Origin of the sequence: Streptomyces sp. P3 (assembly GCF_003032475.1) — a bacterium.
Lineage (GTDB): Bacteria > Actinomycetota > Actinomycetes > Streptomycetales > Streptomycetaceae > Streptomyces.
Window position 1 is genome coordinate 3,556,153 of record NZ_CP028369.1, and the last position, 26,264, is coordinate 3,582,416.

Below are 26,264 nucleotides of genomic sequence, written 5' to 3' on the forward strand. Positions count from 1 at the left end.
ACTAGAGCGCGTCCGGCCCCCGCTCGCCCGTCCGTACCCGGACGACCGTCTCCACCGGCAGCGCCCACACCTTGCCGTCGCCGATCTTGCCGGTGTGCGCGGCGCGCACGACCGCGTCGATGACGGCCTCGGACTCCGCGTCGTCGACGACGACCTCGATACGGACCTTGGGCACGAGGTCGACCTGGTACTCGGCGCCCCGGTACACCTCGGTGTGGCCGCGCTGCCGGCCGTAACCACTGGCCTCGGTCACGGTCAGACCGTGCACGCCGAGCTCCTGCAGGGCCGTCTTGACCTCGTCGAGGCGGTAGGGCTTGACGATCGCGGTGATGAGCTTCATGCCTGTGGCTTGACCTTCTGGGCGGAGGGGACGGAGTGCGCGGAGACCGGGGCGCCGTGGCCCAGGACGCCGTGATCGTATGCCGTCTCGGCGTGCACCGTAAGGTCCAGGCCGGTGTGCTCGTGGTCCTCGTCCGCACGGAGGCCGATCGTGCGGTCGAGCATCCTGCCGATGCCGTAGGTCACGGCGAAGGCGTAGGCGGCGACCGCGAGCACCGCGACCAGTTGCCTGCCGAGCTGCCCCAACCCGCCGCCGTACAGCAGGCCCTCGGGGCCGCCGGTCATGGTGTCCACGGCGAAGACGCCGATCAGGAGCGTGCCGATGACGCCGCCGACCAGGTGGACGCCCACGACGTCGAGGGAGTCGTCGTAGTTCAGCTTGAACTTCCAGCTCACGGCGTAGGAGCAGACGACGCCGGCGGCGAGGCCCACGACCAGGGCGCCGAGGAGGGAGACCGAGCCGCAGGACGGCGTGATCGCCACCAGGCCCGCGACCGCGCCGGAGGCCGCGCCCAGCGTCGTCGGGTGGCCGTCGCGCTGCTGCTCGACGAAGAGCCAGCCCAGCAGGCCCGTGCAGCCGGCCGCCATCGTGTTGAGGAAGGCCGCCGCCGCCAGCCCGTTCGCGCCCAGCGCGGAACCGGCGTTGAAGCCGAACCAGCCGAACCACAGCAGGCCCGCGCCCAGCATCACCATGGGCAGGTTGTGCGGACGCATCGCGTCCTTCTTGAAGCCCAGCCGCGGGCCCAGGACCAGGCACAACGCCAGACCGGAGGCCCCGGACGTGATCTCGACGGGGAGGCCGCCCGCGAAGTCCAGCGCACCGAGCCCCTCGAGGATCCAGCCGCCCGGGCCCCAGACCCAGTGCGCGACGGGAACGTATACGAGCAGGGCCCAGAGGGGTACGAAGACCAGCCAGGCCGCGAACTTCGCCCGGTCCGCGATCGCGCCGCTGATCAGCGCGGCGGTGATGATCGCGAAGGTGAGCTGGAAGGTGGCGAACAGCAGGGTCGGGACCGTGCCCTGGACGCTGTCCGGGCCGAGGCCGGCCATCCCGGCGTGCTCGAGTCCGCCGATGAGGCCGCCGCCGGCGTCCTTCCCGAAGGCGAGCGAGTAGCCGGCCGTCAGCCACACCACCGTGACCAGGGCGATCGACACGAAGCTCATCATGAGCATGTTGAGGACGCTCTTCGTGCGGACCATGCCGCCGTAGAAGAGGGCCAGTCCCGGGGTCATCAGCAGGACGAGGGCGGTGGCGGCGAGCAGCCAGGCGGTGTCGCCGGTGTTCGCGTGGGCGGCGGCCAGAGTCACGATGTCTCCAACGATGCGGGGGCTCGTCAGAGGGTCACCGGCCCGCGTTTCCTCCAGCGCACATGTGTGTTTCCGTGAGGTTTCGTTGCGTGGAGGTTTCCGGGAGCTCACCGCCCGGGGCCCTACCGCTCGTGTGTACGGCGGTGCTTTGCGGATCAGGGAGAATGGGGGCCATGAGCGTTCGCAACCAGTCATCCGAGCAGTCGGCCGAGTCCGTACACCGTGCCGGCTTCGCCTGCTTCGTGGGCCGCCCCAACGCCGGCAAGTCCACCCTCACGAACGCTCTGGTCGGGAAGAAGGTGGCGATCACCTCGAACCGTCCGCAGACCACGCGGCACACCGTGCGGGGCATCGTGCACCGTCCCGAGGCCCAGCTGATCCTGGTGGACACGCCGGGGCTGCACAAGCCGCGCACCCTGCTCGGCGAGCGGCTGAACGACGTCGTGCGCGCCACCTGGGCCGAGGTCGACGTCATCGGCTTCTGCCTGCCGGCCAACGAGAAGCTGGGCCCCGGCGACCGGTTCATCGCCAAGGAGCTGGCCGGGATCAAGCGGACGCCGAAGGTCGCGGTCGTCACCAAGACCGACCTGGTGGACTCCAAGGCGCTCGCCGAGCAGCTCATCGCGATCGACCAGCTCGGCAAGGAGCTGGGCTTCGAGTGGGCGGAGATCGTGCCGGTCTCGGCGGTGGGCGACCAGCAGGTCGGGCTGCTGGCCGACCTGCTCGTGCCGATGCTCCCCGAGAGCCCGCCGCTCTACCCCGAGGGCGACCTGACCGACGAGCCCGAGCAGGTGATGGTCGCCGAGCTGATCCGGGAGGCGGCGCTGGAGGGCGTCCGCGACGAGCTGCCGCACTCCATCGCGGTCGTCGTCGAGGAGATGCTCCCGCGGGAGGACCGCCCCGCCGAGAAGCCGCTGCTCGACATCCACGCCAACATCTACATCGAGCGTCCCAGCCAGAAGGGCATCATCATCGGCCCCAAGGGCAAGCGCCTGAAGGACGTCGGCATCAAGTCCCGCAAGCAGATCGAGGCGCTGCTGGGCACGCCGGTCTTCCTGGACCTGCACGTGAAGGTGGCCAAGGACTGGCAGCGCGACCCCAAGCAGCTGCGCAAACTGGGCTTCTGAGGGTTTCCGGGGGCTCACAGGCGGCGGCCCGGCGCCGTCGGAGGGGGACGAGCCGGGCCCGCGGACCGTACGGCCTGCGCATGTCGTCGGTGTCCGGGCGCGTTCCCCGGGAGTACGGCGACCGTCGGCCGGTGCCTCAGTCCACCCCCCTGATCCGCCCCACCAGCACCGCTCCCGCCAGGCAGATCACGGCGGACACCAGGTACAGCACCCGGTAGCCGCCCAGGTACGTCACGATCGGGGCGGCCAGGGCGGGCGCGGCGACCTGGGGCAGGGCGTTGGCCACGTTGATGACGCCCAGGTCCTTGCCCCGGTCCGCGGCCTTCGGCAGCACGTCCGTCATCAGCGCGAAGTCGACCGAGGTGAACACGCCGAAGCCGACGCCCAGCACCGCCGACGCCACGATCGCCCCCGGCCAGGTCTGCCAGGCGGCCAGCATCGCCGTCGCCACCGCCATCAGCACGCCCGACCAGATCACGAACGGCTTGCGCCGGCCGATCCGGTCCGACCAGACGCCGCCGACGACGACCGTGGCGAGCAGCGTCAGCCCGTTCACCGCGGTCAGGATCAGCACGCCGCCTTCGGGGTCGGCGTGGTGCAGGCGGTCGCGCAGGTAGTAGAGGAGGTAGAGCAGCACCAGCGCGTTGCTCAGGTTCATCAGGAAGCGGGTCAGCCACGCCCACCCGAGGTCGGGGTACCGGCGCGGGCTCAGCCAGAAGCCGGCCGCGAAACCCCGCCAGGACCAGGCCGGCCGGTCCTCCTCCGCCAGCCGCAGGTCCTCGTACCGCAGCACGTACGGCAGCACGCCCAGCGCCGTGAAGACCGCGCACGCCACATATCCCGCCCCGACGCCCCCGGCGGCCGTCGCGAGCCCCGTGCCGCCGACCACGCCGAGGATCTGCGCGACGCCCAGCCAGCCGCCCACCGAGCCCCGCTGGAACCGGGGGACCCGGTCGGGGACGGCCGCCGTCACCGCCGCGAAGGCCGCGTTCAGCGTCAGCTGCACCAGGCACCAGCCCAGCGCCATCGTCCACACCCCGCGCGCGCCCGCGAGCAGCAGCAGCGACAGGGCGCCGCCCGCCGTCCCGGCCACGATCCACGGGGTGCGGCGGCCCCGGCGCGACGTCGTGCGGTCCGACAGCGCGCCGAAGAGCGGGTTCGCCGCCAGTGAGACGACCGCGCCGACGCCCGTCACCCAGGCCAGCATCGCCTCCTTCGACATGCCGGAGCCGGGCGCGAAGTCCTCGGCCTGGGAGGCCAGCAGGATCTGCAGGGGGCCGTACCAGCCCACCCAGATCGCCCCGTTGGCGAGGGACAGGGCCGACGTCCAGCCGCGGCCCACCCGTTCGACGGGCTCGGCCAGCGCGGCCGTCCGGGCCCTGTCCGCCGTGGTCATCCCTGCGCCTGGAGGACGTCCCGCAGCCAGGCGTAGGAGGCCTTCGGGGTGCGGACCTGCGTCGCGAAGTCGACGTGCACGAGGCCGAAGCGCCGTGCGTAGCCCTCCGCCCACTCGAAGTTGTCCAGCAGCGACCAGACGAAGTAGCCGCGCACGTCCACGCCGGCCTCCAGGGCCCGGTGCAGGGCGCGGAGGTGACCGTCCAGGTAGGCGATCCGGGCCTGGTCGTCGAGGCCCTCGTAGGAGCAGCCGTTCTCGGTGATGACGACCGGCGGGAGGCGGTCGCCGTAGCGGTCCTTGAAGGTCGTCAGGAGCTCGGTCAGGCCCTCGGGGACCACCGGCCAGCCGAAGTCGGTCACCGGGACGCCCTCGATCTCCCGCACCGAGAAGGGGAGTTCGGCCGGCATGGTGATCCCGCCGAACTCGATCTCGGTGCCCTGCGGGGCGCCGACCCGGGTCGGGGCGTAGTAGTTGACGCCGTACCAGTCGAGCGGTTCGCCGATGATCTTCAGGTCGGCCGCGACGTCGCCCGGCATCAGTTCGCCGAGGCCCTCCGGGTACGCGCCGAGCAGCAGCGGCTCCGCGAACAGGCGGTTGAGCAGGAGGTCGTAGAACGCCGCCGCCTCCAGGTCGGCGGATTCCTGCGAGGCCGGCCAGGTCGGGCCGTGCGAGTTGGCGATGCCGATGTCCGCGGCGCCGGCCGCGCGCAGCGCCTGCACGGCGAGACCGTGGCCGAGCAACTGGTGGTGGGCGGCCGGCAGCGCGTCGAAGAGGAGCTGCTTGCCGGGGGCGTGGGTGCCGAGTGCGTGGCCCAGCAGGGTGTGCTCGGCGGGCTCGTTGAGGGTGATCCACTTCGTGACGCGGTCCCCGAGCCGGTCCACCACCACGGACGCGTACTGCGCGAACCGGGACGCCGTGTCCCGCTCCAGCCAGTCCAGGTCCGCCGGCAGGTCCCAGTGGAAGAGGGTGGGGACCGGGCGGACGCCCGCCGCCAGCAGCTCGTCCACGAGACGGTCGTAGAAGTCGAGGCCGCCCGGGGCGTTGACCCGCGGCCAGGAGACGGAGAAGCGGTAGGAGTTGACGCCGAGGCCCGCGAGGAGGGCCACGTCCTCGCCGTGGCGGCGGACGTGGTCGCACGCCACAGCCGCCGTGGAGCCGTCCTTCACCCGTCCCGGCTCGGCCGTGAAGACGTCCCACACGGACGGGTCGCGCTCCTCCACCGCGCCTTCGATCTGGTGTGCGGACGTGGACACGCCCCACAGGAAGTCCGCCGGGAACCGGGGGATCGGATGCGCCGCCTCGCGCGGATCGTTCGCCATGGTCGGGATCATCCTTACCGATGGGTAAGGAAGTCAACGTCCTTACGGCAACTGCCGATCAGGCGCCTTCCTTCAGCACTCTCGTGATCAGTTCGCGCTGCTGCGACGTCAGCCGCGGGTCGGCCGCGTGGACGGTCCTCCCGTCCACCGTGATCTCGTATCGGAAGCCGTCCGGCACGCCCTGCGGGGGTGTGCCCCGGCCGGCGGCGACCGCCTGCTCGGCCAGGGCGTGCCACTCGTCGGCGTCGGGCCGCCCCGCCGTGTCCACCTCGGCCTGCCGCTCGATGCCCGCGAACCCGCCCGTGCGCCTCACCTGAATACGCATGGGTCCCTGTGTAGTACGGAACTACAGGATCCGCACCCCGACCTGCTCCCACGCCTTCTCTACGGCCTGGAACTCGTCGCCGCCGTCGCCGAACCGCTCGCGCGCCGCCTTCACCGTCAGTGCGGCGAAGTCGGTGAAGAAGGCCCGGTCGCCGAGCTCGCCGCCGGTCAGGACGTCGTACCAGATCTGCCCCGCCTTCTCCCAGGCGTATCCGCCGAGGGCGGTGGCGGCCAGGTAGAACGCGTGGTTGGGGATGCCCGAGTTGATGTGCACGCCGCCGTTGTCGCGGCCGGTGCGGACGTACTCGTCCATGGTCGCGGGCTGCGGGTCCTTGCCGAGGACGTCGTCGTCGTACGCGGTGCCCGGGGCTTTCATCGAGCGCAGGGCGGTGCCGGTGACGTCCGGGGCGAGCAGGCCCGCGCCGATCAGCCAGTCGGCCTCGGCGGCGGTCTGGCCGAGCGAGTACTGCTTGATGAGCGAGCCGAAGACGTCGGACATCGACTCGTTGAGGGCGCCGGGCTGCCCGTAGTAGGTCAGGTTCGCCGTGTACTGGGTGACGCCGTGGGTGAGCTCGTGCCCGATGACGTCGATGGAGTTGGTGAAGTCGAGGAAGATCTCGCCGTCGCCGTCGCCGAACACCATCTGCTCGCCGTTCCAGAAGGCGTTGTTGTAGCCCTCGTCGTAGTGGACGCTGGCGTTCAGCGGCAGGCCGTCGTCGTCGATGGAGTGGCGGCGGTAGGCCTTCAGATAGAGGTCGAAGGTGGCGCCGAGCCCGGAGTAGGCGCGGTTGACGGTCGCGTCCCGGCCGGGGTCCTGGCCCTCGGAGCGGACCTTCTCGCCGGGCAGGTCGGTGCCGTGCCCGCAGTCGTGGATCGTGCGCAGCGGCTGGTCGGAGGGGGCCTTCACGGCCGGGGCGGCGGCCAGGCGGAATTCGGTGGTCACCTGACGCAGGGCGCGCAGTTCGCTGTCGCGCAGGAGGGTGCGCCGGGCGGGACCGGAGAGCGCGGGGTCGTCGTTGCGCGCCAGCCGGTGGAGGAGGTGCGGCGGTACGACGGTGCAGAAGACGGGCTCGAAGCCCCCGTGGGTCGTCATGCCCGGCACCCTTGCACTGTGTGACGCCCTTGTCACGACAGGCAACCATGATCGGTGAAAAACGGTGACAAACACGGCAGATTCATGGCTTCAAGTGGTATGGAGCACGTTTCGTCCCTTTTCTCTTCAGTTGCTCCCGGTGGTCCCGCATACTGATACGCACCACCGCGACAGATGCGGCTCGGCTAGGCTGCGGAGCACTATGCGTTTCGGGCTGCTTCTCCTTAGCTGCCGCGGCGAGGGCCTGTAGTCGAGGCCGACCCCCTCCCCGCGGAGCTTGGTGTTGCGTGTCGGCCGTCCTTCCGTCCGGACATCCCTCCGGTCACCCCGAGGAGCCAACGCCCCATGGCGAACCGCCAGCAGCCCAGCCAGATGCCGATCCACAAGTACGGGCAGTACGACCAGGTCGACATCCCCGACCGCACCTGGCCGAACAACCGGATCACCGCCGCCCCCCGCTGGCTCTCCACCGACCTGCGCGACGGCAACCAGGCCCTGATCGACCCCATGTCGCCCGAGCGCAAGCGCCGGATGTTCGACCAGCTGGTCAAGATGGGCTACAAGGAGATCGAGGTCGGCTTCCCGGCCTCCGGACAGACCGACTTCGACTTCGTGCGCTCGATCATCGAGGAAGAGGGCGCGATCCCGGACGACGTCACGATCTCCGTACTGACCCAGGCCCGTGAGGACCTGATCGAGCGGACCGTGGAGTCCCTGAAGGGCGCCCGTCGCGCCACCGTCCACCTGTACAACGCCACCGCCCCGGTCTTCCGCCGGGTCGTCTTCCGCGGTTCGAAGGACGACATCAAGCAGATCGCCGTCGACGGCACCCGCCTGGTCATGGAGTACGCGGAGAAGCTGCTGGGCCCGGAGACCGAGTTCGGCTACCAGTACAGCCCCGAGATCTTCACCGACACCGAGCTGGACTTCGCCCTGGAGGTCTGCGAGGCGGTGATGGACGTCTACCAGCCCGGTCCGGGCCGCGAGATCATCCTGAACCTGCCTGCCACCGTGGAGCGCTCCACGCCCTCCACCCACGCCGACCGCTTCGAGTGGATGAGCCGCAACATCTCCCGCCGCGAACACGTCGTGATCTCCGTCCACCCGCACAACGACCGCGGGACCGCCGTCGCCGCCGCCGAGCTGGCGCTGATGGCCGGCGCCGACCGCGTCGAGGGCTGTCTGTTCGGGCAGGGCGAGCGCACCGGCAACGTCGACCTGGTCACCCTGGGCATGAACCTGTTCTCCCAGGGCGTCGACCCGCAGATCGACTTCTCCGACATCGACGAGATCCGTCGTACGTGGGAGTACTGCAACCAGATGGAGGTCCACCCGCGCCACCCGTACGTGGGCGACCTGGTCTACACGTCCTTCTCCGGCTCCCACCAGGACGCCATCAAGAAGGGCTTCGACGCGATGGAGGCCGACGCGGCCGCCAGGGGCGTCACCGTCGACGACATCGAGTGGGCCGTCCCGTACCTGCCGATCGACCCGAAGGACGTCGGCCGCTCCTACGAGGCGGTCATCCGCGTCAACTCGCAGTCCGGCAAGGGCGGTATCGCGTACGTCCTGAAGAACGACCACAAGCTGGACCTGCCCCGCCGTATGCAGATCGAGTTCTCCAGGCTCATCCAGGCCAAGACGGACGCCGAGGGCGGCGAGGTCACCGGCAGCGCCATCTGGTCCGTCTTCCAGGACGAGTACCTGCCGAACCCCGAGAACCCCTGGGGCCGCATCCAGGTCCGCACCGGCCAGTCGACCACCGACACCGACGGCGTGGACACCCTGACCGTCGAGGCCACGGTCGACGGCGAGGACACCGTCCTGACCGGTACCGGCAACGGTCCGATCTCGGCCTTCTTCGACGCCCTGCAGTCCGTCGGCGTCGACGTACGCCTGCTGGACTACCAGGAGCACACCATGAGCGAGGGCGCCTCCGCGCAGGCCGCCTCCTACATCGAGTGCGCGATCGGCGACAAGGTCCTGTGGGGCATCGGCATCGACGCGAACACGACGCGAGCCTCGCTGAAGGCGGTCGTCTCGGCCGTCAACCGCGCGAGCCGCTGACCACCCCGATCGGTGGTTCGGGGCCCCGGTCGCCGTACTCGGCGGCCGGGGCCCCGTCGTATATCGGCCATCCGGCCGTGAAGGTCACGGAGAGGTCTCGTCCCGGGTGCTGACTACACCTCAATGATGTGGCTAACATCACGGGGGCATGCGGCGATGTTGCCGCGGCTGATGGAGGTGCGACGTGCTGCCAGAACGGGGACGAGACGGCCGTGTCACCAGGCGTGCCCGCATCCTGGGCACCCGCACCGCGTGGACGCCCGTCGGCGACGGCGAGTTCTTCTGCCCGGGCTGCGGCGGAGACCGCAACTACCAGCGGCTGACCGGCCAGCGCCGCTTCACCGTGCTCGGCGTGCCCGTCCTGCCGCGCGGCGAGACCGGTCCGGTCGTCGAGTGCGCGGCCTGCCACCTGCACTTCGGCGCCGACGCCCTCGACCGTCCCACCACCGTCCGCTTCTCGGCGATGCTCCGCGACGCCGTCCACACCGTCGCCCTCGCCGTGCTGTCCGCGGGCGGCGGCTGCGCCCGCACCGCCCTCGAGACGGCGGCGGGAGCGGTCCGCGCGGCCGGCTTCGCCGACTGCACGGAGGAACAGCTCGCCGCCCTCGTCGACGCGCTGGCCTCGGACACCGGCCGCAGCTACGGCGAGCCGTACGGCCCCGGGCTCGCCATAGAGCTCCACGAGGCCCTCGACCCGCTCACACCCCACCTCGCACCGGTCGGCCGCGAGTCGATCCTGCTGCAGGGTGCCCGGATCGCCCTCGCGGACGGCCCCTACACCCCGGCCGAACGCGAGGTCCTCGCGACGGTGGGCGCGGCCCTGACGATCTGCGCGGACGACGTGACCCGCCTCCTGGCAGCGGCCCGCACGCCGTCCTGACCCACCCCGGATACTCCCCGGGGAGTAATCCCCCCACCCGGTCACCCCCGGCAGTACGCCCGAACTCGCCCTCACGCGCGACGATCCGCCCCTTCCCCGCCGGAAGTCTGGAGAACGCAACCGGACAGCCGCGCCGAAGGGAGGTCCCGTTTCATGGGGGCCGCAGATTTCATCAGGACCGGACGGACGAAGGGCGGGCGCAGCGCCATCCCCTGGGTGGTGCTCGCGCTGTGGGCGGGAGTGCTCGCGCTGGCCTCGCCGTTCGCCGCCGAACTCGCCGGAGTACAGCACGACCGGGTCACCGACTACCTGCCGGCGAGCGCCGACTCGACCAGGGTCGCCAGGCTCCAGGAGCAGTTGCCCGGCGGTGAGAGCACCGAGCTGGTACTGGTCTACCACCGCGACGGCGGCCTGACCGCCGCCGACCGGACGACCGCGCGGGAGCAACTCGCGCGGATCGCCGGGGACCACACGCTGACCGGGGCCCCGCGAGGCGTCCCGTCCGCCGACGGCACCACGCTCATGTACCCGGTCGCGACCAACGAGCCCGGCACCGACGAGGACAAGCGGGACGCCTTCGTCGAGGACGTACGGGACGTCGCCCACAGCCGGGGCGGACTGACCGTGGAGGTGGGCGGCACGGGCGCGCTGGCCACCGACGCCACCAAGGTCTACGACTCGCTCGGCGGCCCGCTGCTCTACACGACCGTCGGCGTCGTCGCCCTCCTGCTGATCCTCATCTACCGCAGCCCCGTGCTGTGGCTGGTGCCGCTCGCCGTGGCCGGGATCGCCGACTACCTCTCCATGGGCGTCGCCTACGGCCTCAACCAGACCTTCGGCACCACGGTGTCGGGGCAGAGCTCCGGCATCATGACCATCCTCGTCTTCGGCGCCGGCACGGACTACGCCCTGCTGCTCGTCTCCCGCTACCGGGAGGAGCTGCGGCGCTTCGAGCGGCCCCACGACGCCATGCGGGCCGCGCTGCGCGGCTGCGGTCCGGCCGTGCTCGCCTCCGCCGGGACCGTCGCCGCCGGGCTGCTGTGCCTGCTCGCCGCCGACCTCAACTCCAACCGGGGGATGGGCCCGCTGGGCACGGTGGGTGTGCTGTGCGCGCTCGTCACGATGCTGACGCTGCTGCCCGCGCTCCTCGTCCTGCTGGGCCGCCGCGTGTTCTGGCCGCTGATCCCCGCCCACGGCAGCACGCCCAGAGCGCGCCGGACGCTGTTCGCCGCGATGGGCGCCTCGGCCGGGCGGCGCCCGCGGACCGTTCTGGCGGCCGGCGCCGTGCTGCTCGGCGCGCTCGCACTGGGCGCGCTCAACCTGCCCGGCGCGGTCAGGCAGCAGGACTCCTTCGTCGACCGGCCCGAGTCGGTCGTCGCCATGCAGACCCTGGCCGACGCCTTCCCCGAGCAGTCCGCCCAGCCCGTCGACGTGCTCACCCCGGCCGGCCGCGCCGACGCCGCCCTCGCCGCGATCCGGGACACGGACGGTGTCGCCGACGCCCGCCGGGGCCGTACCGCAGCAGGCTGGACGGAGATCGCGGTGACCGCCGCCGCACCGCCGCAGTCCGCCGCCGAGACGGCGACCATCGAGGCACTGCGCAAACGGTTGCCCGACTCCTACGTCGGCGGGCCCAGCGCCCAGCAGATCGACCTCGAGGACGCCAACGCCCGCGACCGGCTCGTGGTCGTGCCGATCGTCCTCGTCTCCGTCCTGCTGATCCTGATGGTGCTGCTGCGCTCCCTGGTCGCGCCGCTGATGCTGGTCGCCGCCGTGGTGGCGGTGTGGGGCGCGGCGCTCGGACTCGGCGGGCTGGTGTTCGGGCCGGTGTTCGGCTTCGCGGGCACGGATCCCGGGCTCGGTCTGCTGTCCTTCGTGTTCCTGGTCGCCCTCGGCGTCGACTACGGCATCTTCCTGATGCACCGGATGCGGGAGGAGTCGCTGCGCGGCGCCGAACCCGACGCGGCGGCGCTGACCGCGCTGCGCACCACCGGCGGGGTCATCGCCTCCGCCGGTCTCGTCCTCGCCGCGACCTTCGCCGTGCTGACGAACATGGGGCTCGTGCAACTCGTCGAGCTGGGCTTCGTGATCGCGGTGGGCGTGCTCCTGGACACCTTCCTCGTCCGGACCTACCTGGTGACCAGCGCGAGCGTCGCGCTGGGACGGACGGTGTGGTGGCCGGGCCGGCTGTCCCGGGCGCCGGAACCCGAAGCCGCCGCCCATGAGCGGCAGTTCGCCTGAACGCCCGGGCGCCCCTCCCTGTCGGAGGGGCGCCCGGGTGCCGCAGGATGGTCCCGTGCAGCCGACCACGACACCAGCGCGTGCCCGGCGGGGCGAGCGGATCATGACGGTGATCAACCGGGATCCCCGCACCGCCCCGCACCGCACCCGCACCGACGCGCTGCTGGCCGCGGCCACCGCCCTGTTCGCCACGGCCATCGCCCTCGCCGGTGGTGACGGCGGCCGTCCCCACGCACTCGGCTGGTCGCTGCTGCTCGCGGGCCACGTGCCCCTCGTGTGGCGCCGCCGCTCCCCGCTGACGGCCCTGCTCGCGGTGGTGGCCTGCATCGTGCCGTACCACGCCCTCGACTACGACCACGCCGCGCCCATCGCCGGGACCATGGTGGCGCTCTACACGGTCGCGGCGAGCGGCACGGCACGCCGCACGCTGCTCACCGGCGTCGCCGTCCTCGGCGTGACGATGGTCGCCAACGCCCTCACCAACCCCGACGGCGTGGTGGAGGTGCTGCGGATCTCCGGCTGGGTCATCGCGGTCCTGTTCTGCGGCATGAGCGCCCGCTTCTACCGCCAGTACGTCGCCGCCATCGTGGAGCGCGCCGAGCGCGCCGAACGCACCCGGGACGAGGAGGCCCGCCGCCGGGTCGCCGAGGAACGTCTGCGCATCGCCCGTGACCTGCACGACCTGCTGGCGCACACCATCACCCTGGTCGGCGTGCAGACCTCCGTCGCCGCTCACGTCCTGACCGCCGACCCCGAACGCCTCGACCGCGCGGCGGTGGCCAGGGCCCTCGACGACATCGCCGAGACCTGCCGCAGCGCGCGCGCCGAGATCCGTACGACGCTGGAGGTGCTGCGCGAGAACGGCGCCCCCGACGCGCGCGGGCCGCTCCCCGGCCTGCACGGCCTGGCCGACCTCGCGCAGACGGCGCGGGCGGCCGGGGCGGAGGTCGACCTGACGGTGACGGTGACGGCGCCGCGGACGCCGCCGTCGGTCGGCGCGGCCGTCTACCGGATCGTCCAGGAGGCGCTGACCAACGCGGTCCGGCACGGCGGACGGTACGGTGCGCCGGTGGGGGTGCGGGTACGGGTGTACGAGGCGCAGGGCGCGGTGCGGGTCGAGATCACCGACGACGGGGCGGGCGCCGACGACGGGGCGGGCGCCGGCGTGCGCGGTGCCGCACCGAGTGCCGAAGTGCGGGGGGTTCAGGGTGTGGACGCGGGCGCCGGCGGATCCGGGGCCGTCGCCGACGCGCCGGGCTTCGGGCTCGTCGGCATGCGCGAACGCGCCCGCAGTGTCGGCGGCAGGCTGACCGCGGGGCCGCGGGACGACGGGAGGGGCTTCGCGGTGAGCGCCGTGCTGCCGACGGGGGAGAGCCGATGAACGAGGGCGGGACGATCCGGGTGCTGCTGGCCGACGACCAGACCCTGGTCCGGGCCGCGTTCGCCATGCTCGTCGACTCCGCACCGGACATGGAGGTCGTCGGGCAGGCCGGCACCGGCCGGGAGGCGCTGGCGGCGGCCCGGGGCGAGCGGCCCGACCTCGTCGTCATGGACGTCCGCATGCCCGATCTCGACGGCATCGAGGCGACCCGGCTGATCGCCGCCGACGAGACCCTGACCGGGGTTCGCGTACTGGTCCTGACCACGTACGACACCGACGCGAACATCGTCGAGGCGCTCCGCGCGGGCGCCTCCGGCTTCCTGGTGAAGGACACCCGGCCCGCCGAACTCCTGGACGCCATCCGCACGGTCGCCGCCGGCGAGGCGCTGCTGTCGCCCGGTCCGACGGCCCGGCTGATCGCCCGGTTCCTGCGCAGCCCCTGCGGCCCACCCGCCGTCGGCGGACCGGAGGGACTCTCCGAGCGGGAACGCGAGGTGCTCGCCCTCGTCGCCCGCGGGCTGACCAACACCGAGATCGGCGAGACGCTGGGCCTCAGCCCGCTCACCGCGAAGACCCATGTCAGCCGGATCATGGGCAAGCTGGGCGCCCGGGACCGGGCCCAACTGGTCATCGTGGCCTACGAGTCGGGGCTGGTCACCCCGGGCAGGGGATGACCGCGTCTACGGCAGCGTGCGGTGGTACGTGCTGTCCGTGTCGGAGTCGTAGACGAGCTTGCCCGCGGCGTCGTAACCCTTCACGTGCGGGGCCAGGGTGACCTGCCGGTCCAGCATTCCCGCGGCCACGAACCAGCCGTGGTCGAGGGCGGCGGCGACCGGGCCGGCGTCGCCGTAGGAGACGGTCACCTTGGCCACCGACGGCTCGACGGTGCCGATGGCCGCCCAGCGGAACGGCAGCTTCCAGTGGCCCTTGTCGAGGAACGACTGCTGGTACAGGTTCCCGCCGTTGACGTCGGGCACGACCACGCCCGCGTCTGCCGAGTTCGCGTCGCTCGAACTGACGCTGATGCCGGTGCCCACGCCGTCCTCGACGTCGCACACCACCCGGAAGCCGGCCGGCTGCTCCTTCACGCCGACGACGTGGAAGCCGTCACCGGGGGCGTTGGAGTCGCCCGTGCTCTTCGCGGCCAGGATGATCCGGTATTCCTCGGCCCTGCCCAGACGGGCCTTCGTCCCGCCCTCCGCCTTCAGACAGGCCGCCAGCCCGTCCGCCGCCTGAGCGAAGGTGATGCCGTCCAGCAACTGGCCGTCCGTGGCCGGCCGCGCGGGCCCGGAGGCGTCGCCGCCCGCCGTCGTGCCCGGCGTCGTGCCCGGGCTCGCCGCCGTGCCGCCCCGGACGCTCGCCGACGCCTGCGGCGCCGCGGTGTCGGAGCCCCGCCCTCCGCTCCCGCCCGCCACGGCGTACGCCCCCACCGGCACGGCGGCCAGCGTCGCCAGCACCGCCCCGGTCAGCGCCACGCGCCGCCGTCGTTCGGCCAGCCCCCGCTGCCTGATCGCCGGGTACGGCGCCGCGGAAGGGCTGATGGTGTACGCGTCCTCCGCGAGCAGCTCACGCATCCGCGCCTCGAACCCGAAGTCCTCTTGCCCGCCTGTCTCGTTCACTGCTGTCTCCCTGCCCCCGACCGTCCGCCGGCGTGCGGCCCGCGGACAGTCCCGGATACGTTCGCAACTTCGCCAGGCCCTTCGACGCCTGGCTCTTGACCGTGCCGGTCGAGCAGCCGAGCACCTCGGCCACCTCCGCCTCGGAAAGGTCCTCCCAGTACCGGAGCACCACCACCGCCCGCTGTCTGGGCGGCAGTTGGGCGAGTCCGGCGAGCAGCGAGCCACGCTCCTCCACCTGCCCCGCGCCCTCGTCGAGCCCTGCGCGGTCCGGCGGCGCCGCGGTCAGCGCCTCGGTGACCCGCCGCTTGCGGAACCGGTCGCTGTTGCACGTGACCAGCATCCGCCGCACGTACGCCTCCGGGCTGTCGCTGCGCGATATCCGCCGCCACGACCGGTACGCCTTGGCCAGCGCGGTCTGCGTCAGGTCCTCCGCGTGGTGGACGTCGCCCGTGAGCAGATACGCGGTTCGCACGAGCCGGGACCACCGCGCTCTGACGAACTCGTGGAACCGGTCCTCTTGTTCGGCCTGCATCAAGCACCCTCCTCGCCCCCCAGACCACCGGCGGGCCCGAATCGGTTGCCCGGTCGCGGCGAACGCGTTGGAATGGAGTGGTGCAGAAGGACACATGGGCATGGAGTGAGGACGCCCCCGGAGTGCTCGCCCTGCCCTCCGGCCGGCTGATCCGCGGCCGCGGTCTGCGCCGCCCGCTCGACCCGGCGGCGCCCGTCCCCGCCTACGGCCTCTACCTGCTGGGCCGCCGCCCTCCGGCGCCGCCCTGGGAGTCCCGCTGGGTGCGCTGGCCCGACTTCCGCCTCCCCGCCGACCGTGAGGACGCCCGCGCGGCCCTCGCCGAGGTGTGGCTCCGGGCGGCCGACGAACGCGTGGAGATCGCCTGCGCCGGCGGCCGCGGCCGCACCGGCACCGCCCTCGCCTGCCTGGCCGTCCTGGACGGCGTGCCCCCGAGGGCGGCGGTCGCTTTCGTCCGCGACCACTACGACCGCCGCGCGGTGGAAACGCCTGGCCAGCGACGATACGTGCACCGTTTCAAACCTGCGGACGACGCCGGGGGGCGGCCCGTTCCGGACACCATGTGAACAGAATTCCTGACTCGGGGATGCCGGGGCGGCGGTGCGCACGTGCTTCCGTCACCCCTCACCCGGGGCCGAGCGCGGTCCACTACGGCTCAGCCACAGGGGTGTGTCCGAGGTCTTCCGGGACGATGGCCGTGCCGGTGAGTATGACTCCCGACGGATCGGCCGCGTTGGCGTGCCCGAGGTAGGCGGCATAGCCCGCCGCGGCGCCGGGTTCGACCAGGACTCCCACGCGGGCCAGGCGGGCGACCGCTTCGAGGATCTCGTCGTCGGTGACGACCACGACGTCGGTCAGGACCTTCCGGCCGATGTCCAGGATGATCGCACCCGCCTCGGGCTCGCCCTCCAGACAGGCCGCCGCCGTGGCCCGCGGTGTGCTGAGGATCCGGCCGTGGTGGAAATGCTCGTAGACCGGCCGGGAGCGAGCCGACTGGACACCGATGATGTGAGGACGCCCGGTGCCGCGCAATCCCGCGTAGAACGTGCCGAGGGCGGCGGCGAGGCCCCCGCCGCCTATCGGCACATAGATCACCTCCAGATCCGGCCGGGCCCGGTGCAGTTCCAGGCCGATGGTCGCGACGCCGTACAGAAACTCCCAGTCGGCCGAGGAGGAGCAGAACAGCATTCCATGGGCCCGGGCGAACTCTCTGGCCCGTACGCCGGCGGCGAAGAACGAGCGCCCGGCCATGTGAACGGCGGCCCCTGCCCGCTTCAAGTGGCCGACTTTGGCGGCCTCGCACTGATCGAGCACGAACACGTGGACCGGGACGGGGAACTTCGCACGAAGTGCGCACAGCGCACGGCCCGTGTTCCCCGAGGACACGGTGACGACGCCGTTGCGGGACGCGGATTCGTCCCCCGCGAGGAGCTTGTTGGCGGCGCCGCGGATCTTGAACGACCCGCCCGCCTGCAGATCCTCTCGCTTGAACAGCACGTTCCCGCGGGCGGCGGTGTGCAACGGCGTCTTCACCGTGACACTCTCGATGCGTGAAGCCGCGGCCTCGATCCCGGCTGTGTGATCCATCGGCTATCGGTTGGTCGCGCGAGGCCGTGGGGGAGGCCTTCGGCCGATCAGGGCGGTCATCCCTTGATAGCCGGGCCGAATGGCGTCCCACACGCCGTGCGAGGCGAAGATCGACCGGAATTCTCCGTACGGGCGGTAGTGCCGTTCGATGTCCGGCATGGTCAGGTGGCATGCCGGAAAGGAGTTTCCCGTTCCCGTTCGGTAACCGGTCGAGCCGACCATGTGGGCCGTGATGAACAGGCCTCCGGGCTTCAGCGACTTCATCAGAGAATCCAGACCGGCGGCGAATACTTCACGGTCGGTGGTTATGGATTCCGCCACGAAGAAGCACAGGACAGCGTCGTATCGCCCGGTGGGAAGCTCGAAAATGCTCCCTTCCTTCACCCTTGCGATGTCGCGCAGGCGCTGGAGGCTCGTTCGGTGGCCCAGCCGCAGGAGGAGATCCTCGAATTTCGTCCACGACGCGGCGCTGCCGTACGCGTCGTCCATGGCTTTCCTCAGATGGCGAAGGTTCGCGGCAGAACGGTCGACAAGCTCGAGTGTGCCGCCGGGAGACATGTACGGAGTGAGCAGGAGGCCGGGGTAGAGGTTCGGCCCGGCTCCTATGTCCGCCGCGTGCCGCATGTGTCCGAACGGGATTCGCAGCTTCTTCAATTCGGTCACCACGAACCGGATGATCTGCTCGTCCTCGGCATGGATCCTGTCGCCGTAGTTCGAAGCCGCGTAGGCCTCGCTGTCGAAGCTGTCCCAGTCGGTCACCTCAGCCCAGCGCCTTCGCCAACACCCCCGCTGTCTCCACGATCAGGGCGTGGTCGTAAGGGGCCTCGCGGTCCGGTTTGGTGAGTTGGACCGCGAGGACGATCGGGGTGCCGTCCGGGGCCCAGGCGATGCCGGCGTCGTTGTTCGCGCCGTACCAGCCGCCGCCGGTCTTGTCGGCGATCGTCCAGGTCGGGGGCAGGCCTGCGCGGAAGCGGTTGGCGCTGGTGACTGTGCCGAGCATCCAATCCGTCAGACGGTGCCGGTCGGGAGCCCGCAAGGCATCGCCGAGGACCAGCCGGGCGTAGGTGCGGGCGATCGCGTACGGGCTCGTGGTGTCCGTGGTCCGCCACGGCTCGGCCGAGTTGAGCTCCGGCTCCCAGCGGTCGAGGCGGGTCACCCGGTCGCCGACGGAGCGGGCGAAGCGGGTGATCGCGGCCGGACCGCCCAGCTCGCGCAGCAGCAGGTTGCCGGCCGTGTTGTCGCTGTGCCAGATCGCTGCGGCGGACAGCTCGGCGATCGTCATACCGTCGGCCACGTGGCCCTTGGTGATCTCCGAGTTCTCGACGACGTCGTCGGCCGAGTAGTGCACGCGCCGGTCCAGCGCCGCCGGGTCCAGGTCGCGCAGCACGGCCGCCACCGCCAGCGTCTTGAACAGTGAGCAGACCGGGAAGAGCTCGTCCGCGCGGTGGCGGACACTGCGGCGGGTGCGCATGTTGTAGGCGAACACCCCGAGCCGGGCCCCGTGTCGGGCCTCCAGTTCGCTCAGGTGGGCGGTGACGGGATCGGCGGCCGCCCGTGCCGGACCGGCGGTGAACAGGGCGGCGCCCGCTCCCGCGCCGACGGCGAGCAGGGTGCGGCGAGTGGTCGAGCCGGTCGAGCGTGAGATCGGTCTCTCCGTCCGTCGGGAATCGCTTCTCCGACAGCACAGACGTCACGGGCCGCCCCGTGGTTGCGGGCGGCGTCGGCGATCGTGACGGTGGGGCACACCCCGGCTCGGCGTAGGCGAGAATGGGGCCATGAGCCTGTTCCGCGACGACGGCATCGTGCTGCGCCCCCAGAAGCCGGGGGAGGCAGGGCGCGGCACGCCGCGGCCGGACGGCGGACCGCGACCCCGGCAGGCCCACGGCGGTGTGCGATGAGTCTGTTCCGCGATGACGGGATCGTGCTGCGCACCCAGAAGCTGGGTGAGGCGGATCGCATCATCACGCTGCTCACGCGCGGGCACGGGCGGGTGCGGGCGGTGGCGCGGGGGGTGCGGCGGACGAAGTCCAAGTTCGGGGCGCGGCTCGAACCCTTCTCCCACGTCGACGTGCAGTTCTTCGCGCGGGGCAGCAGCGAGCTGGTCGGACGCGGGCTGCCGCTGTGCACGCAGAGCGAGATCATCGCCCCCTACGGCGGCGGCATCGTGACCGACTACGCCCGCTACACCGCCGGGACGGCCATGCTGGAGACCGCCGAGCGGTTCACCGACCACGAGGGCGAGCCGGCCGTGCAGCAGTACCTGCTGCTCGTGGGCGCGCTGCGGACCCTGGCCCGCGGCGAGCACGCCCCGCACCTCGTGCTGGACGCGTTCCTGCTGCGGTCGCTGGCCGTGAACGGGTACGCCCCCAGCTTCGGGGACTGCGCCAGGTGCGGGATGCCGGGACCCAACCGGTTCTTCTCGGTCGCCGCCGGCGGCTCCGTCTGCGCGGACTGCCGGGTGGCCGGCAGCGTCGTACCCTCGCCGCAGACCCTGGTCCTCCTGGGCGCGCTGCTCACGGGAGACTGGGAGACGGCCGACGCGTGCGAGCCGCGGCACGTCCGGGAGGGCAGCGGGCTGGTGTCCGCCTATCTGCACTGGCACCTGGAGCGCGGACTGCGCTCCCTTCGGTACGTCGAGAAATAAGCAAGCGAACGTCTAAGGAGACGAGAGGCACATGGTCGTACGCGGGTTCCTGGGGCGGCAGCGTCGGGAGTACAGGACTCCGGAGCCGCACCCGTCCGGCGCTCGGCCGCCGAAGCTCCCCGGTGAGCTGGTCCCCGAGCATGTGGCGATCGTCATGGACGGCAACGGGCGCTGGGCCAAGGAGCGCGGGCTGCCGCGCACCGAGGGGCACAAGGTCGGCGCCGAGCAGGTCCTCGACGTGCTGCAGGGCGCCGTCGAGATGGGCGTGCGCAACATCTCTCTGTACGCCTTCTCCACCGAGAACTGGAAGCGTTCGCCCGACGAGGTCCGCTTCCTGATGAACTTCAACCGCGACTTCATCCGCAAGACCCGCGACACCCTCGACGAGCTCGGCATCCGGGTGCGCTGGGTGGGCCGGATGCCCAAGCTGTGGAAGTCGGTCGCCAAGGAGCTCCAGGTCGCCCAGGAGCAGACCAAGGACAACGACCGGCTCACTCTGTACTTCTGCATGAACTACGGCGGCCGGGCCGAGATCGCGGACGCGGCGCAGGCGCTGGCCCAGGACGTGAAGGCGGGGCGTCTCGACCCGTCCAAGGTCACCGAGAAGACCCTCGCCAAGTACCTGTACTACCCGGACATGCCGGACGTCGACCTGTTCCTGCGGCCGAGCGGCGAGCAGCGCACCTCCAACTACCTGATCTGGCAGAGCGCGTACGCCGAGATGGTCTTCCAGGACGTCCTGTGGCCCGACTTCGACCGCCGCGACCTGTGGCGGGCCTGCGTCGAGTTCGCCTCCCGGGACCGCCGTTTCGGCGGCGCCACCCCGAACGAGGTGCTGCTGTCCCTGGAGGGACGGACCCCGGACCAGGAAGTCACCTCGTAAGCCGTCGTACGCCCCCGGGCGGTGCACCGGCTGTCGCCCCCGGCCGTTACGATCACGGCTCGTCACCGTAGGACCGGGGGAGGGGCCGTGGCCGAAGAGCAGGCTGTGGGAGTGCGGGAGGACGCCGTGGTGCTCGAGTACGAGCATCACCTCGCGGACATGGAGGACGCCGTCAGGCTGGTGTCCCGCAAGAACGGCCGGGTGGGTCTGATCCACCGGCCGGTCTTCCTGGTGTGCGTCGCGCTGGTCGGGGTGTGGATGCTCACGCAGGGCGTGCGGGGCGACGGCGACGGCGCCGACATCCCGTTCGGCGTGATGTGCGTGGTGTGGCCGGTGCTGATGTACTTCGCGCCGCGGATGTCGGCCGCGGGGTTGCTGAAGGCGAACCGGCACCACGGCCGGCTCCAGGTGTCCGTCGGCCCCGAGGGCGTACGCACCGTGAGCGCGCACGCCGATCTGCGCATGGGCTGGGCCAACTACGGCAGCTACGCGGAGTCGGGCCGGGTCTTCGCCCTGCGCAGTCCCGACAAGGCCGGTCGCTGCGCGATCGTGCTGGTCAAGCGGGGCGCCCGGACTCCGGAGGACGTCGACCGGCTGCGGGCCCTGCTGGACAGCCGGCTGCCGCGCGCCTGGGCGCCGCGCACCGGTCCCGCCCGGCCTGGCCCCGTGCAGTCATGACGGTCGGACCGGCACTCGACGGTCGCCCCGGCGGACCGCGCCGCGCGACGGGTCAGCCGCCGGAGGCGCCCGCGCAGTCCGCGCACGTGCCGAAGATCTCCACGGTGTGGGCCACGCTGACGTAGCCGTGCTCCGCCGCGATCGCCTCGGCCCACTTCTCGACCGCCGGGCCCTCCACCTCCACGGCCTTGCCGCAGACGCGGCAGACGAGGTGGTGGTGGTGCTCGCCGGTGGAACAGCGGCGGTACACCGACTCGCCGTCCGACGTGCGCAGGACGTCGACCTCGCCGGCGTCGGCGAGGGACTGGAGCGTGCGGTACACCGTGGTCAGGCCCACCGAGTCGCCCTTGTGCTTGAGCATGTCGTGCAGGTCCTGAGCGCTGCGGAACTCCTCGACCTCGTCGAGCGCGGCCGCCACCGCGGCACGCTGCCGGGTGGAGCGGCCCCTCACAGGCGGTCCAGCGGTCGTCACCGTCGTCTCCTCACGTCTGCGGCTTGCCGGGCCATTGTGCCAGCCCGCGGCTGTGCGCGGTCAGACGCCGACCCCGTCCCCCGCGTCCCGGGTGGCCGGAATCGTGCACTCGGCCGGGTCGCCGGCGGGTCCCTGCGCGGCCAGGGCACGGGCGCGGCGGCGGGCCAGCGGGGCGGCCAGCACGCCGAGCGCGACGAACGCGGCGATGGTCAGCAGGACGATCGTCGCACCGGGCGGAACGTCCTGGTAGTAGGAGGTCACCGTGCCGCCGAGGGCCACCGTCACACCGATCGCGACGGCGATCGCGAAGGTGGCCGCGAAGCTGCGGCTGAGCTGTTGGGCGGCGGCCACGGGGACCACCATCAGCGCGCTGACCAGCAGGAGGCCCACCACCCGCATGGCGACGGTCACGGTCACGGCGGCGGTGACGGCGGTCAGCAGGTTCAGCGCCCGCACGGGCAGGCCGGTCACGCGGGCGAACTCCTCGTCCTGGCTGACCGCGAAGAGCTGACGGCGCAGGCCCACGGTGACCGCCACGACGAACGCCGCGAGCAGGCAGATCGCGGTGACGTCCGACTCGGAGACGGTCGACAGCGAGCCGAAGAGGTACGACGTCAGGTTGGCGTTGGAGCCGCCGGGCGCGAGGTTGATGAACATCACGCCGCCGGCCATGCCGCCGTAGAAGAGCATGGCGAGGGCGATGTCGCCGCGGGTCCTGCCGTACCAGCGGATCAGTTCCATCGCCACGGCGCCCAGGACGGACACGGCGGTCGCCATCCACACGGGGGAGGCGTTGAGGAGGAAGCCCAGGCCGACGCCGGTCATCGCGACGTGGCCGATGCCGTCGCCCATGAGGGCCTGGCGGCGCTGGACGAGGTAGATGCCGACCGCGGGCGCGGTGATGCCGACGAGGACGGCGGCGAGCAGGGCCCGCTGCATGAAGGCGTAGTCGAGGATGTCCATCAGCTCAGCAGTCCCGTGCGGATCGGTTCGACGCCCGCGGGCGCGTGCGGGTGTACGTGGTCGTGGCCGGGGAGGGCGTGCTGCCCGACGGCCGGGGTGGGCGGGCCGTCGTGCAGGACGCAGCCGTCGCGCAGGACGACCGCCCGGTCGATGAGGGGCTCCAGCGGGCCCAGTTCGTGCAGGACGAGCAGGACGGTCGTGCCGGCCGCGACCTGGTCCTTCAGGGTGCGGGCCAGGACCTCCTGGCTGGCGAGGTCGACGCCCGCCATCGGCTCGTCCATGATCAGCAGTTCGGGTTCGGCGGCGAGCGCGCGGGCGATGAGTACGCGCTGGTGCTGGCCGCCGGAGAGGGCGTCCACGTTGTCCTTGGCGCGGTCTGCCATGCCGACGAGGTCCAGGGCCCGGCGGACGGCCGTGCGGTCGGCCTTGCGGAAGACGCCGAAGCGGGTGCGGGAGAGCCGGCCCGAGGAGACGATCTCCGTCACCGTGGCCGGGACGCCGCCCGCGGCCGTGGTGCGCTGCGGCACGTAACCGATCCGCGACCAGTCGCGGAACCGGCGGTGCGCGGTGCCGAACAGCTCGATCTCGCCCGCGTCGATCGCCACCTGGCCGATGACGCTGCGCACGGCCGTCGACTTCCCGGAGCCGTTCGCGCCGAGCAGGGCGACGACCTCACCGCGCCGCACGGTGAGGTCGACGCCCCGCAGCACGGGGCGCGAGCCCAGCCGGGCGCTGACTGCGCGCATCGCGATCACGGGCTCGGCCTTCGCGTCCATGACGCCCTCCGTAGAGATCACTTGGTTCCCAGGGCCGTCTGCAGCGCCTTGAGGTTCGCCTGCTGGACCGAGAAGTAGTCCTCGCCGCGGGACTTGTCCGTGATGCCCTCGATCGGGTCGAGGACGTCCGTCTTCAGTCCGGCGTCGCCGGCGATGGTCTTCGCGGTCTTGTCGCTGACGAGCGTCTCGTAGAACACGGTGGTGACGCCGTCGGCCTTGGCCATCTTCTCAAGCTCCTTCACGCGCGCGGCGCTGGGCTCCGACTCGGGGTCGAGGCCGTTGATGGCCTCCTCGGTCAGGCCGTAGCGCTCGGCGAGGTAGCCGAAGGCGGCGTGGGTGGTGACGAACACCTTCGTCCTCGTGTTCGCCAGCCCCTCCCTGAACTCGGTGTTGAGGTCGCCGAGCCTCTTCACCAGGGTCGCGGTGTTGGTCCGGTAGTCGGCCGCGTGGGCCGGGTCGGCCTTCTCGAAGGCCTTGCCGACGCCCTCGGCGACCTGGGAGTACCTCACCGGGTCGAGCCAGATGTGGGGGTCGAGGCCGGACAGCTCCTCGTTCTCGTGGTCGTCGTGCTCGGCCGCGTGCCCGCCGACCTCGTTGCCGTGCTTCTCCAGCGTGGTGAGGGAGGCCGCGTCGATCTTGGTCTTGACCTCGGACTGGGCCACCGCGTCGTCGACGGAGGGCTGGAGGTTCTTGAGGTAGAGCACCGCTTCGGACTCCTGGAGCGCGGCCGTCTGCTTGGCGCTGATCTCCAGGTCGTGCGGTTCCTGGCCGGGCTGGGTGAGGCTGGTGACGTGCACGTGGTCCCCGCCGATCTGCTCGGCGAGGAAGGCCATCGGGTAGAACGACGCGACGACGTCGAACTTGTCCGTGTCGGCCGCGGCCGCGCTGTCGGAGGAGCAGGCGGAGAGAGTGCCGAGGCCGAGGGCGGTGGCCGCCGCGACGGCCGTGCCGGATATGAGTCGCCGTACGTTCATGACAGTCATTTTCAACAAATATGGAAACCGTTGTCAACAAGCTGTCGGGCAAGGGCCCGGTATGGGCCCGGTAAGCCCCGAAGGGCTGCGGTATGGCCGCTGGGGACCCGGTCCCGGCGGGGGCCCGATTTGGTCGAGGGGGAGTCCCCGCCGGTACCCTGAAGTCTTCGCTGGAAGCATCTCGCTTCGTCGCCCGTCGTCGTTATGAAGAGAGCACCGTGGCCGCCGACAAGATCGACACCATCGTCAGCCTGAGCAAGCGCCGTGGCTTCGTATTCCCCTGCAGTGAGATCTACGGCGGTCAGCGTGCCGCCTGGGACTACGGACCGCTGGGTGTCGAGCTCAAGGAGAACCTGAAGCGCCAGTGGTGGCGCTACATGGTGACGTCGCGCGAGGACGTGGTCGGCATCGACTCGTCCGTCATCCTGGCCTCCGAGGTCTGGGTGGCCTCCGGTCACGTCGCCACCTTCTCCGACCCGCTCACCGAGTGCACCTCCTGCCACAAGAGGTTCCGCGCGGACCACCTGGAAGAGGCGTACGAGGCCAAGCATAAGCGCGCGCCGGAGAACGGCCTGGCGGACGTGAACTGCCCCAACTGCGGCAACAAGGGCCAGTTCACCGAGCCCAAGCAGTTCTCGGGTCTGCTCTCCACCCACCTCGGCCCCACCCAGGACACCGGCTCCATCGCCTACCTGCGGCCCGAGACCGCCCAGGGCATCTTCACCAACTTCGCCCAGGTGCAGACCACTTCGCGCCGCAAGCCGCCGTTCGGTATCGCGCAGATGGGCAAGTCCTTCCGCAACGAGATCACGCCCGGCAACTTCATCTTCCGCACCCGCGAGTTCGAGCAGATGGAGATGGAGTTCTTCGTCAAGCCGGGCGAGGACGAGAAGTGGCAGGAGTACTGGATGGAGCAGCGCTGGAACTGGTACACCGGTCTCGGCATGCGTGAGGAGAACATGCGGTGGTACGACCACCCGCAGGAGAAGCTCTCCCACTACTCCAAGCGCACCGCCGACATCGAGTACCGCTTCCAGTTCGGCGGCAACGAGTGGGGTGAGCTGGAGGGCGTCGCCAACCGCACCGACTACGACCTCTCCGCCCACTCCAAGGCCTCCGGCCAGGACCTCTCCTTCTTCGACCAGGAGGCCGGCGAGCGCTGGACGCCGTACGTCATCGAGCCCGCGGCCGGTGTCGGCCGCGCGATGCTGGCGTTCCTGCTCGACGCCTACGTCGAGGACGAGGCGCCCAACGCCAAGGGCAAGCTGGAGAAGCGCACGGTCCTGCGCCTCGACCACCGTCTCGCCCCGGTGAAGGTGGCGGTCCTGCCGCTGTCCCGCAACCCCGAGCTGTCGCCGAAGGCCAAGGGCCTCGCCGCCGCGCTGCGCCAGAACTGGAACATCGAGTTCGACGACGCGGGCGCGATCGGCCGCCGCTACCGCCGCCAGGACGAGATCGGCACGCCCTTCTGTGTGACGGTCGACTTCGACACCCTCGAGGACAACGCGGTCACCGTCCGCGAGCGTGACTCGATGAAGCAGGAGCGCGTCTCCCTCGACCAGATCGAGGGCTACCTCGCCGCCCGCCTGATCGGCGCGTAGCCGCCCACGGCGTTCAGCACCACGAGGCCGGCCCCGACGGGACTCCCGTCGGGGCCGGCCTCG

Annotated in this window: 27 protein-coding genes; 12 read left to right on the plus strand and 15 right to left on the minus strand. The window is 71.5% G+C overall.

The features are described from left to right. Nucleotide 1: 1 nt before the first annotated feature. Both C6376_RS15905 and C6376_RS15910 read right to left on the minus strand, forming a co-directional pair. Nucleotides 2-340 (minus strand): P-II family nitrogen regulator, encoded by a 339-nt coding sequence (locus tag C6376_RS15905; RefSeq protein WP_107444021.1) that lies wholly within the window; start codon nt 338-340, stop codon nt 2-4. Then, nucleotides 337-1,647, minus strand: coding sequence for an ammonium transporter (locus C6376_RS15910; protein WP_107444022.1), 1,311 nt, complete (start codon nt 1,645-1,647; stop codon nt 337-339). Before C6376_RS15910 ends, C6376_RS15905 begins: the two co-directional genes overlap by 4 nt. Nucleotides 1,648-1,820: 173 nt before the next feature. Between C6376_RS15910 and era the strand changes: the two genes are divergently transcribed. Then, entirely contained in the window at nt 1,821-2,774 is a 954-nt protein-coding gene (era, locus tag C6376_RS15915; RefSeq protein WP_173985655.1) for a GTPase Era, read from the plus strand. A gap of 136 nt (nt 2,775-2,910) precedes the next feature. Here era and C6376_RS15920 read toward each other — a convergent pair whose 3' ends face one another. From C6376_RS15920 to C6376_RS15935, 4 genes are read right to left on the minus strand one after another with little or no spacing between them, the layout of a single operon-like run. Beyond that, nucleotides 2,911-4,170: an MFS transporter gene (locus tag C6376_RS15920; protein ID WP_107444024.1), complete on the minus strand. Its 1,260-nt coding sequence runs from the start codon at nt 4,168-4,170 to the stop codon at nt 2,911-2,913. Further along, on the minus strand, nt 4,167-5,489 hold the full coding sequence (locus C6376_RS15925) for a GH1 family beta-glucosidase (RefSeq protein WP_107448990.1): 1,323 nt from the start codon (nt 5,487-5,489) through the stop codon (nt 4,167-4,169). Before C6376_RS15925 ends, C6376_RS15920 begins: the two co-directional genes overlap by 4 nt. Before the next feature lie 58 nt (nt 5,490-5,547). Next, nucleotides 5,548-5,814, minus strand: a complete 267-nt coding sequence (locus tag C6376_RS15930; protein WP_107444025.1) for a protealysin inhibitor emfourin — start codon at nt 5,812-5,814, stop codon at nt 5,548-5,550. Between the two features lie 21 nt (nt 5,815-5,835). Further along, nucleotides 5,836-6,906, minus strand: a complete 1,071-nt coding sequence (locus C6376_RS15935; protein ID WP_107444026.1) for a M4 family metallopeptidase — start codon at nt 6,904-6,906, stop codon at nt 5,836-5,838. A 345-nt stretch (nt 6,907-7,251) separates the two neighbouring features. Here C6376_RS15935 and leuA point away from each other — a divergent pair, with 345 nt between their 5' ends. From leuA to C6376_RS15965, 5 genes are all read left to right on the plus strand, one after another. Continuing rightward, nucleotides 7,252-8,973 carry a 2-isopropylmalate synthase gene (gene leuA / locus C6376_RS15945; RefSeq protein WP_107444027.1) on the plus strand — a complete coding sequence of 574 codons (1,722 nt, stop codon included), beginning with the start codon at nt 7,252-7,254 and terminating at the stop codon, nt 8,971-8,973. A 184-nt stretch (nt 8,974-9,157) separates the two neighbouring features. Then, a complete protein-coding gene (locus C6376_RS15950) occupies nt 9,158-9,853 on the plus strand; it encodes a TerB family tellurite resistance protein (RefSeq protein ID WP_107444028.1) in 696 nt (231 codons plus the stop codon). A 153-nt stretch (nt 9,854-10,006) separates the two neighbouring features. After that, nucleotides 10,007-12,094, plus strand: coding sequence for an MMPL family transporter (locus tag C6376_RS15955; protein ID WP_107444029.1), 2,088 nt, complete (start codon nt 10,007-10,009; stop codon nt 12,092-12,094). Further along, nucleotides 12,075-13,475: a sensor histidine kinase gene (locus C6376_RS15960; protein ID WP_107444030.1), complete on the plus strand. Its 1,401-nt coding sequence runs from the start codon at nt 12,075-12,077 to the stop codon at nt 13,473-13,475. Before C6376_RS15955 ends, C6376_RS15960 begins: the two co-directional genes overlap by 20 nt. Next, nucleotides 13,472-14,149, plus strand: coding sequence for a response regulator transcription factor (locus C6376_RS15965; RefSeq protein ID WP_107444031.1), 678 nt, complete (start codon nt 13,472-13,474; stop codon nt 14,147-14,149). Before C6376_RS15960 ends, C6376_RS15965 begins: the two co-directional genes overlap by 4 nt. Nucleotides 14,150-14,155: 6 nt before the next feature. Here the strand turns inward: C6376_RS15965 and C6376_RS15970 are convergent, their stop codons facing one another. Next, nucleotides 14,156-15,094, minus strand: coding sequence for a hypothetical protein (locus C6376_RS15970; protein ID WP_254075954.1), 939 nt, complete (start codon nt 15,092-15,094; stop codon nt 14,156-14,158). After that, nucleotides 15,042-15,626, minus strand: a complete 585-nt coding sequence (locus tag C6376_RS15975; protein WP_254075955.1) for a SigE family RNA polymerase sigma factor — start codon at nt 15,624-15,626, stop codon at nt 15,042-15,044. The genes C6376_RS15970 and C6376_RS15975 overlap by 53 nt, the downstream gene beginning before the upstream one ends. Before the next feature lie 80 nt (nt 15,627-15,706). Between C6376_RS15975 and C6376_RS15980 the strand changes: the two genes are divergently transcribed. Then, on the plus strand, nt 15,707-16,189 hold the full coding sequence (locus C6376_RS15980) for a protein phosphatase (RefSeq protein ID WP_107444033.1): 483 nt from the start codon (nt 15,707-15,709) through the stop codon (nt 16,187-16,189). A gap of 82 nt (nt 16,190-16,271) precedes the next feature. Here C6376_RS15980 and C6376_RS15985 read toward each other — a convergent pair whose 3' ends face one another. From C6376_RS15985 to bla, 3 genes are read right to left on the minus strand one after another with little or no spacing between them, the layout of a single operon-like run. Beyond that, a complete protein-coding gene (locus C6376_RS15985) occupies nt 16,272-17,210 on the minus strand; it encodes a pyridoxal-phosphate dependent enzyme (protein WP_107444034.1) in 939 nt (312 codons plus the stop codon). Between the two features lie 3 nt (nt 17,211-17,213). Next, nucleotides 17,214-17,969: a hypothetical protein gene (locus C6376_RS15990; RefSeq protein WP_107444035.1), complete on the minus strand. Its 756-nt coding sequence runs from the start codon at nt 17,967-17,969 to the stop codon at nt 17,214-17,216. Nucleotide 17,970: 1 nt separating this feature from the next. After that, complete coding sequence (bla, locus tag C6376_RS15995; protein WP_254076381.1) at nt 17,971-18,786, minus strand: class A beta-lactamase; 816 nt, start codon at nt 18,784-18,786, stop codon at nt 17,971-17,973. Nucleotides 18,787-18,985: 199 nt separating this feature from the next. Between bla and C6376_RS46135 the strand changes: the two genes are divergently transcribed. The 4 genes from C6376_RS46135 (at nt 18,986) to C6376_RS16010 (ending at nt 21,415) form a co-directional block, all read left to right on the plus strand. Next, entirely contained in the window at nt 18,986-19,108 is a 123-nt protein-coding gene (locus C6376_RS46135) for a hypothetical protein (RefSeq protein ID WP_301554696.1), read from the plus strand. After that, complete coding sequence (recO, locus tag C6376_RS16000) at nt 19,105-19,854, plus strand: DNA repair protein RecO (RefSeq protein WP_057574747.1); 750 nt, start codon at nt 19,105-19,107, stop codon at nt 19,852-19,854. The genes C6376_RS46135 and recO overlap by 4 nt, the downstream gene beginning before the upstream one ends. 31 nt (nt 19,855-19,885) lie before the next feature. Further along, a complete protein-coding gene (locus C6376_RS16005) occupies nt 19,886-20,737 on the plus strand; it encodes an isoprenyl transferase (RefSeq protein WP_107444037.1) in 852 nt (283 codons plus the stop codon). Between the two features lie 87 nt (nt 20,738-20,824). Next, nucleotides 20,825-21,415, plus strand: a complete 591-nt coding sequence (locus C6376_RS16010; protein ID WP_107444038.1) for a hypothetical protein — start codon at nt 20,825-20,827, stop codon at nt 21,413-21,415. A 52-nt stretch (nt 21,416-21,467) separates the two neighbouring features. On the opposite strand, the gene C6376_RS16015 is transcribed toward C6376_RS16010, so the two are convergent. From C6376_RS16015 to C6376_RS16030, 4 genes are read right to left on the minus strand one after another with little or no spacing between them, the layout of a single operon-like run. Further along, entirely contained in the window at nt 21,468-21,887 is a 420-nt protein-coding gene (locus C6376_RS16015) for a Fur family transcriptional regulator (protein ID WP_107444039.1), read from the minus strand. A 60-nt stretch (nt 21,888-21,947) separates the two neighbouring features. Then, nucleotides 21,948-22,850, minus strand: coding sequence for a metal ABC transporter permease (locus C6376_RS16020; protein WP_107444040.1), 903 nt, complete (start codon nt 22,848-22,850; stop codon nt 21,948-21,950). Beyond that, nucleotides 22,850-23,626 carry a metal ABC transporter ATP-binding protein gene (locus C6376_RS16025; protein ID WP_107444041.1) on the minus strand — a complete coding sequence of 259 codons (777 nt, stop codon included), beginning with the start codon at nt 23,624-23,626 and terminating at the stop codon, nt 22,850-22,852. Before C6376_RS16025 ends, C6376_RS16020 begins: the two co-directional genes overlap by 1 nt. Nucleotides 23,627-23,643: 17 nt before the next feature. Next, nucleotides 23,644-24,600: a metal ABC transporter substrate-binding protein gene (locus C6376_RS16030; RefSeq protein ID WP_107444042.1), complete on the minus strand. Its 957-nt coding sequence runs from the start codon at nt 24,598-24,600 to the stop codon at nt 23,644-23,646. A 218-nt stretch (nt 24,601-24,818) separates the two neighbouring features. Here C6376_RS16030 and C6376_RS16035 point away from each other — a divergent pair, with 218 nt between their 5' ends. After that, on the plus strand, nt 24,819-26,201 hold the full coding sequence (locus C6376_RS16035) for a glycine--tRNA ligase (protein WP_107444043.1): 1,383 nt from the start codon (nt 24,819-24,821) through the stop codon (nt 26,199-26,201). Nucleotides 26,202-26,264: the final 63 nt, after the last annotated feature.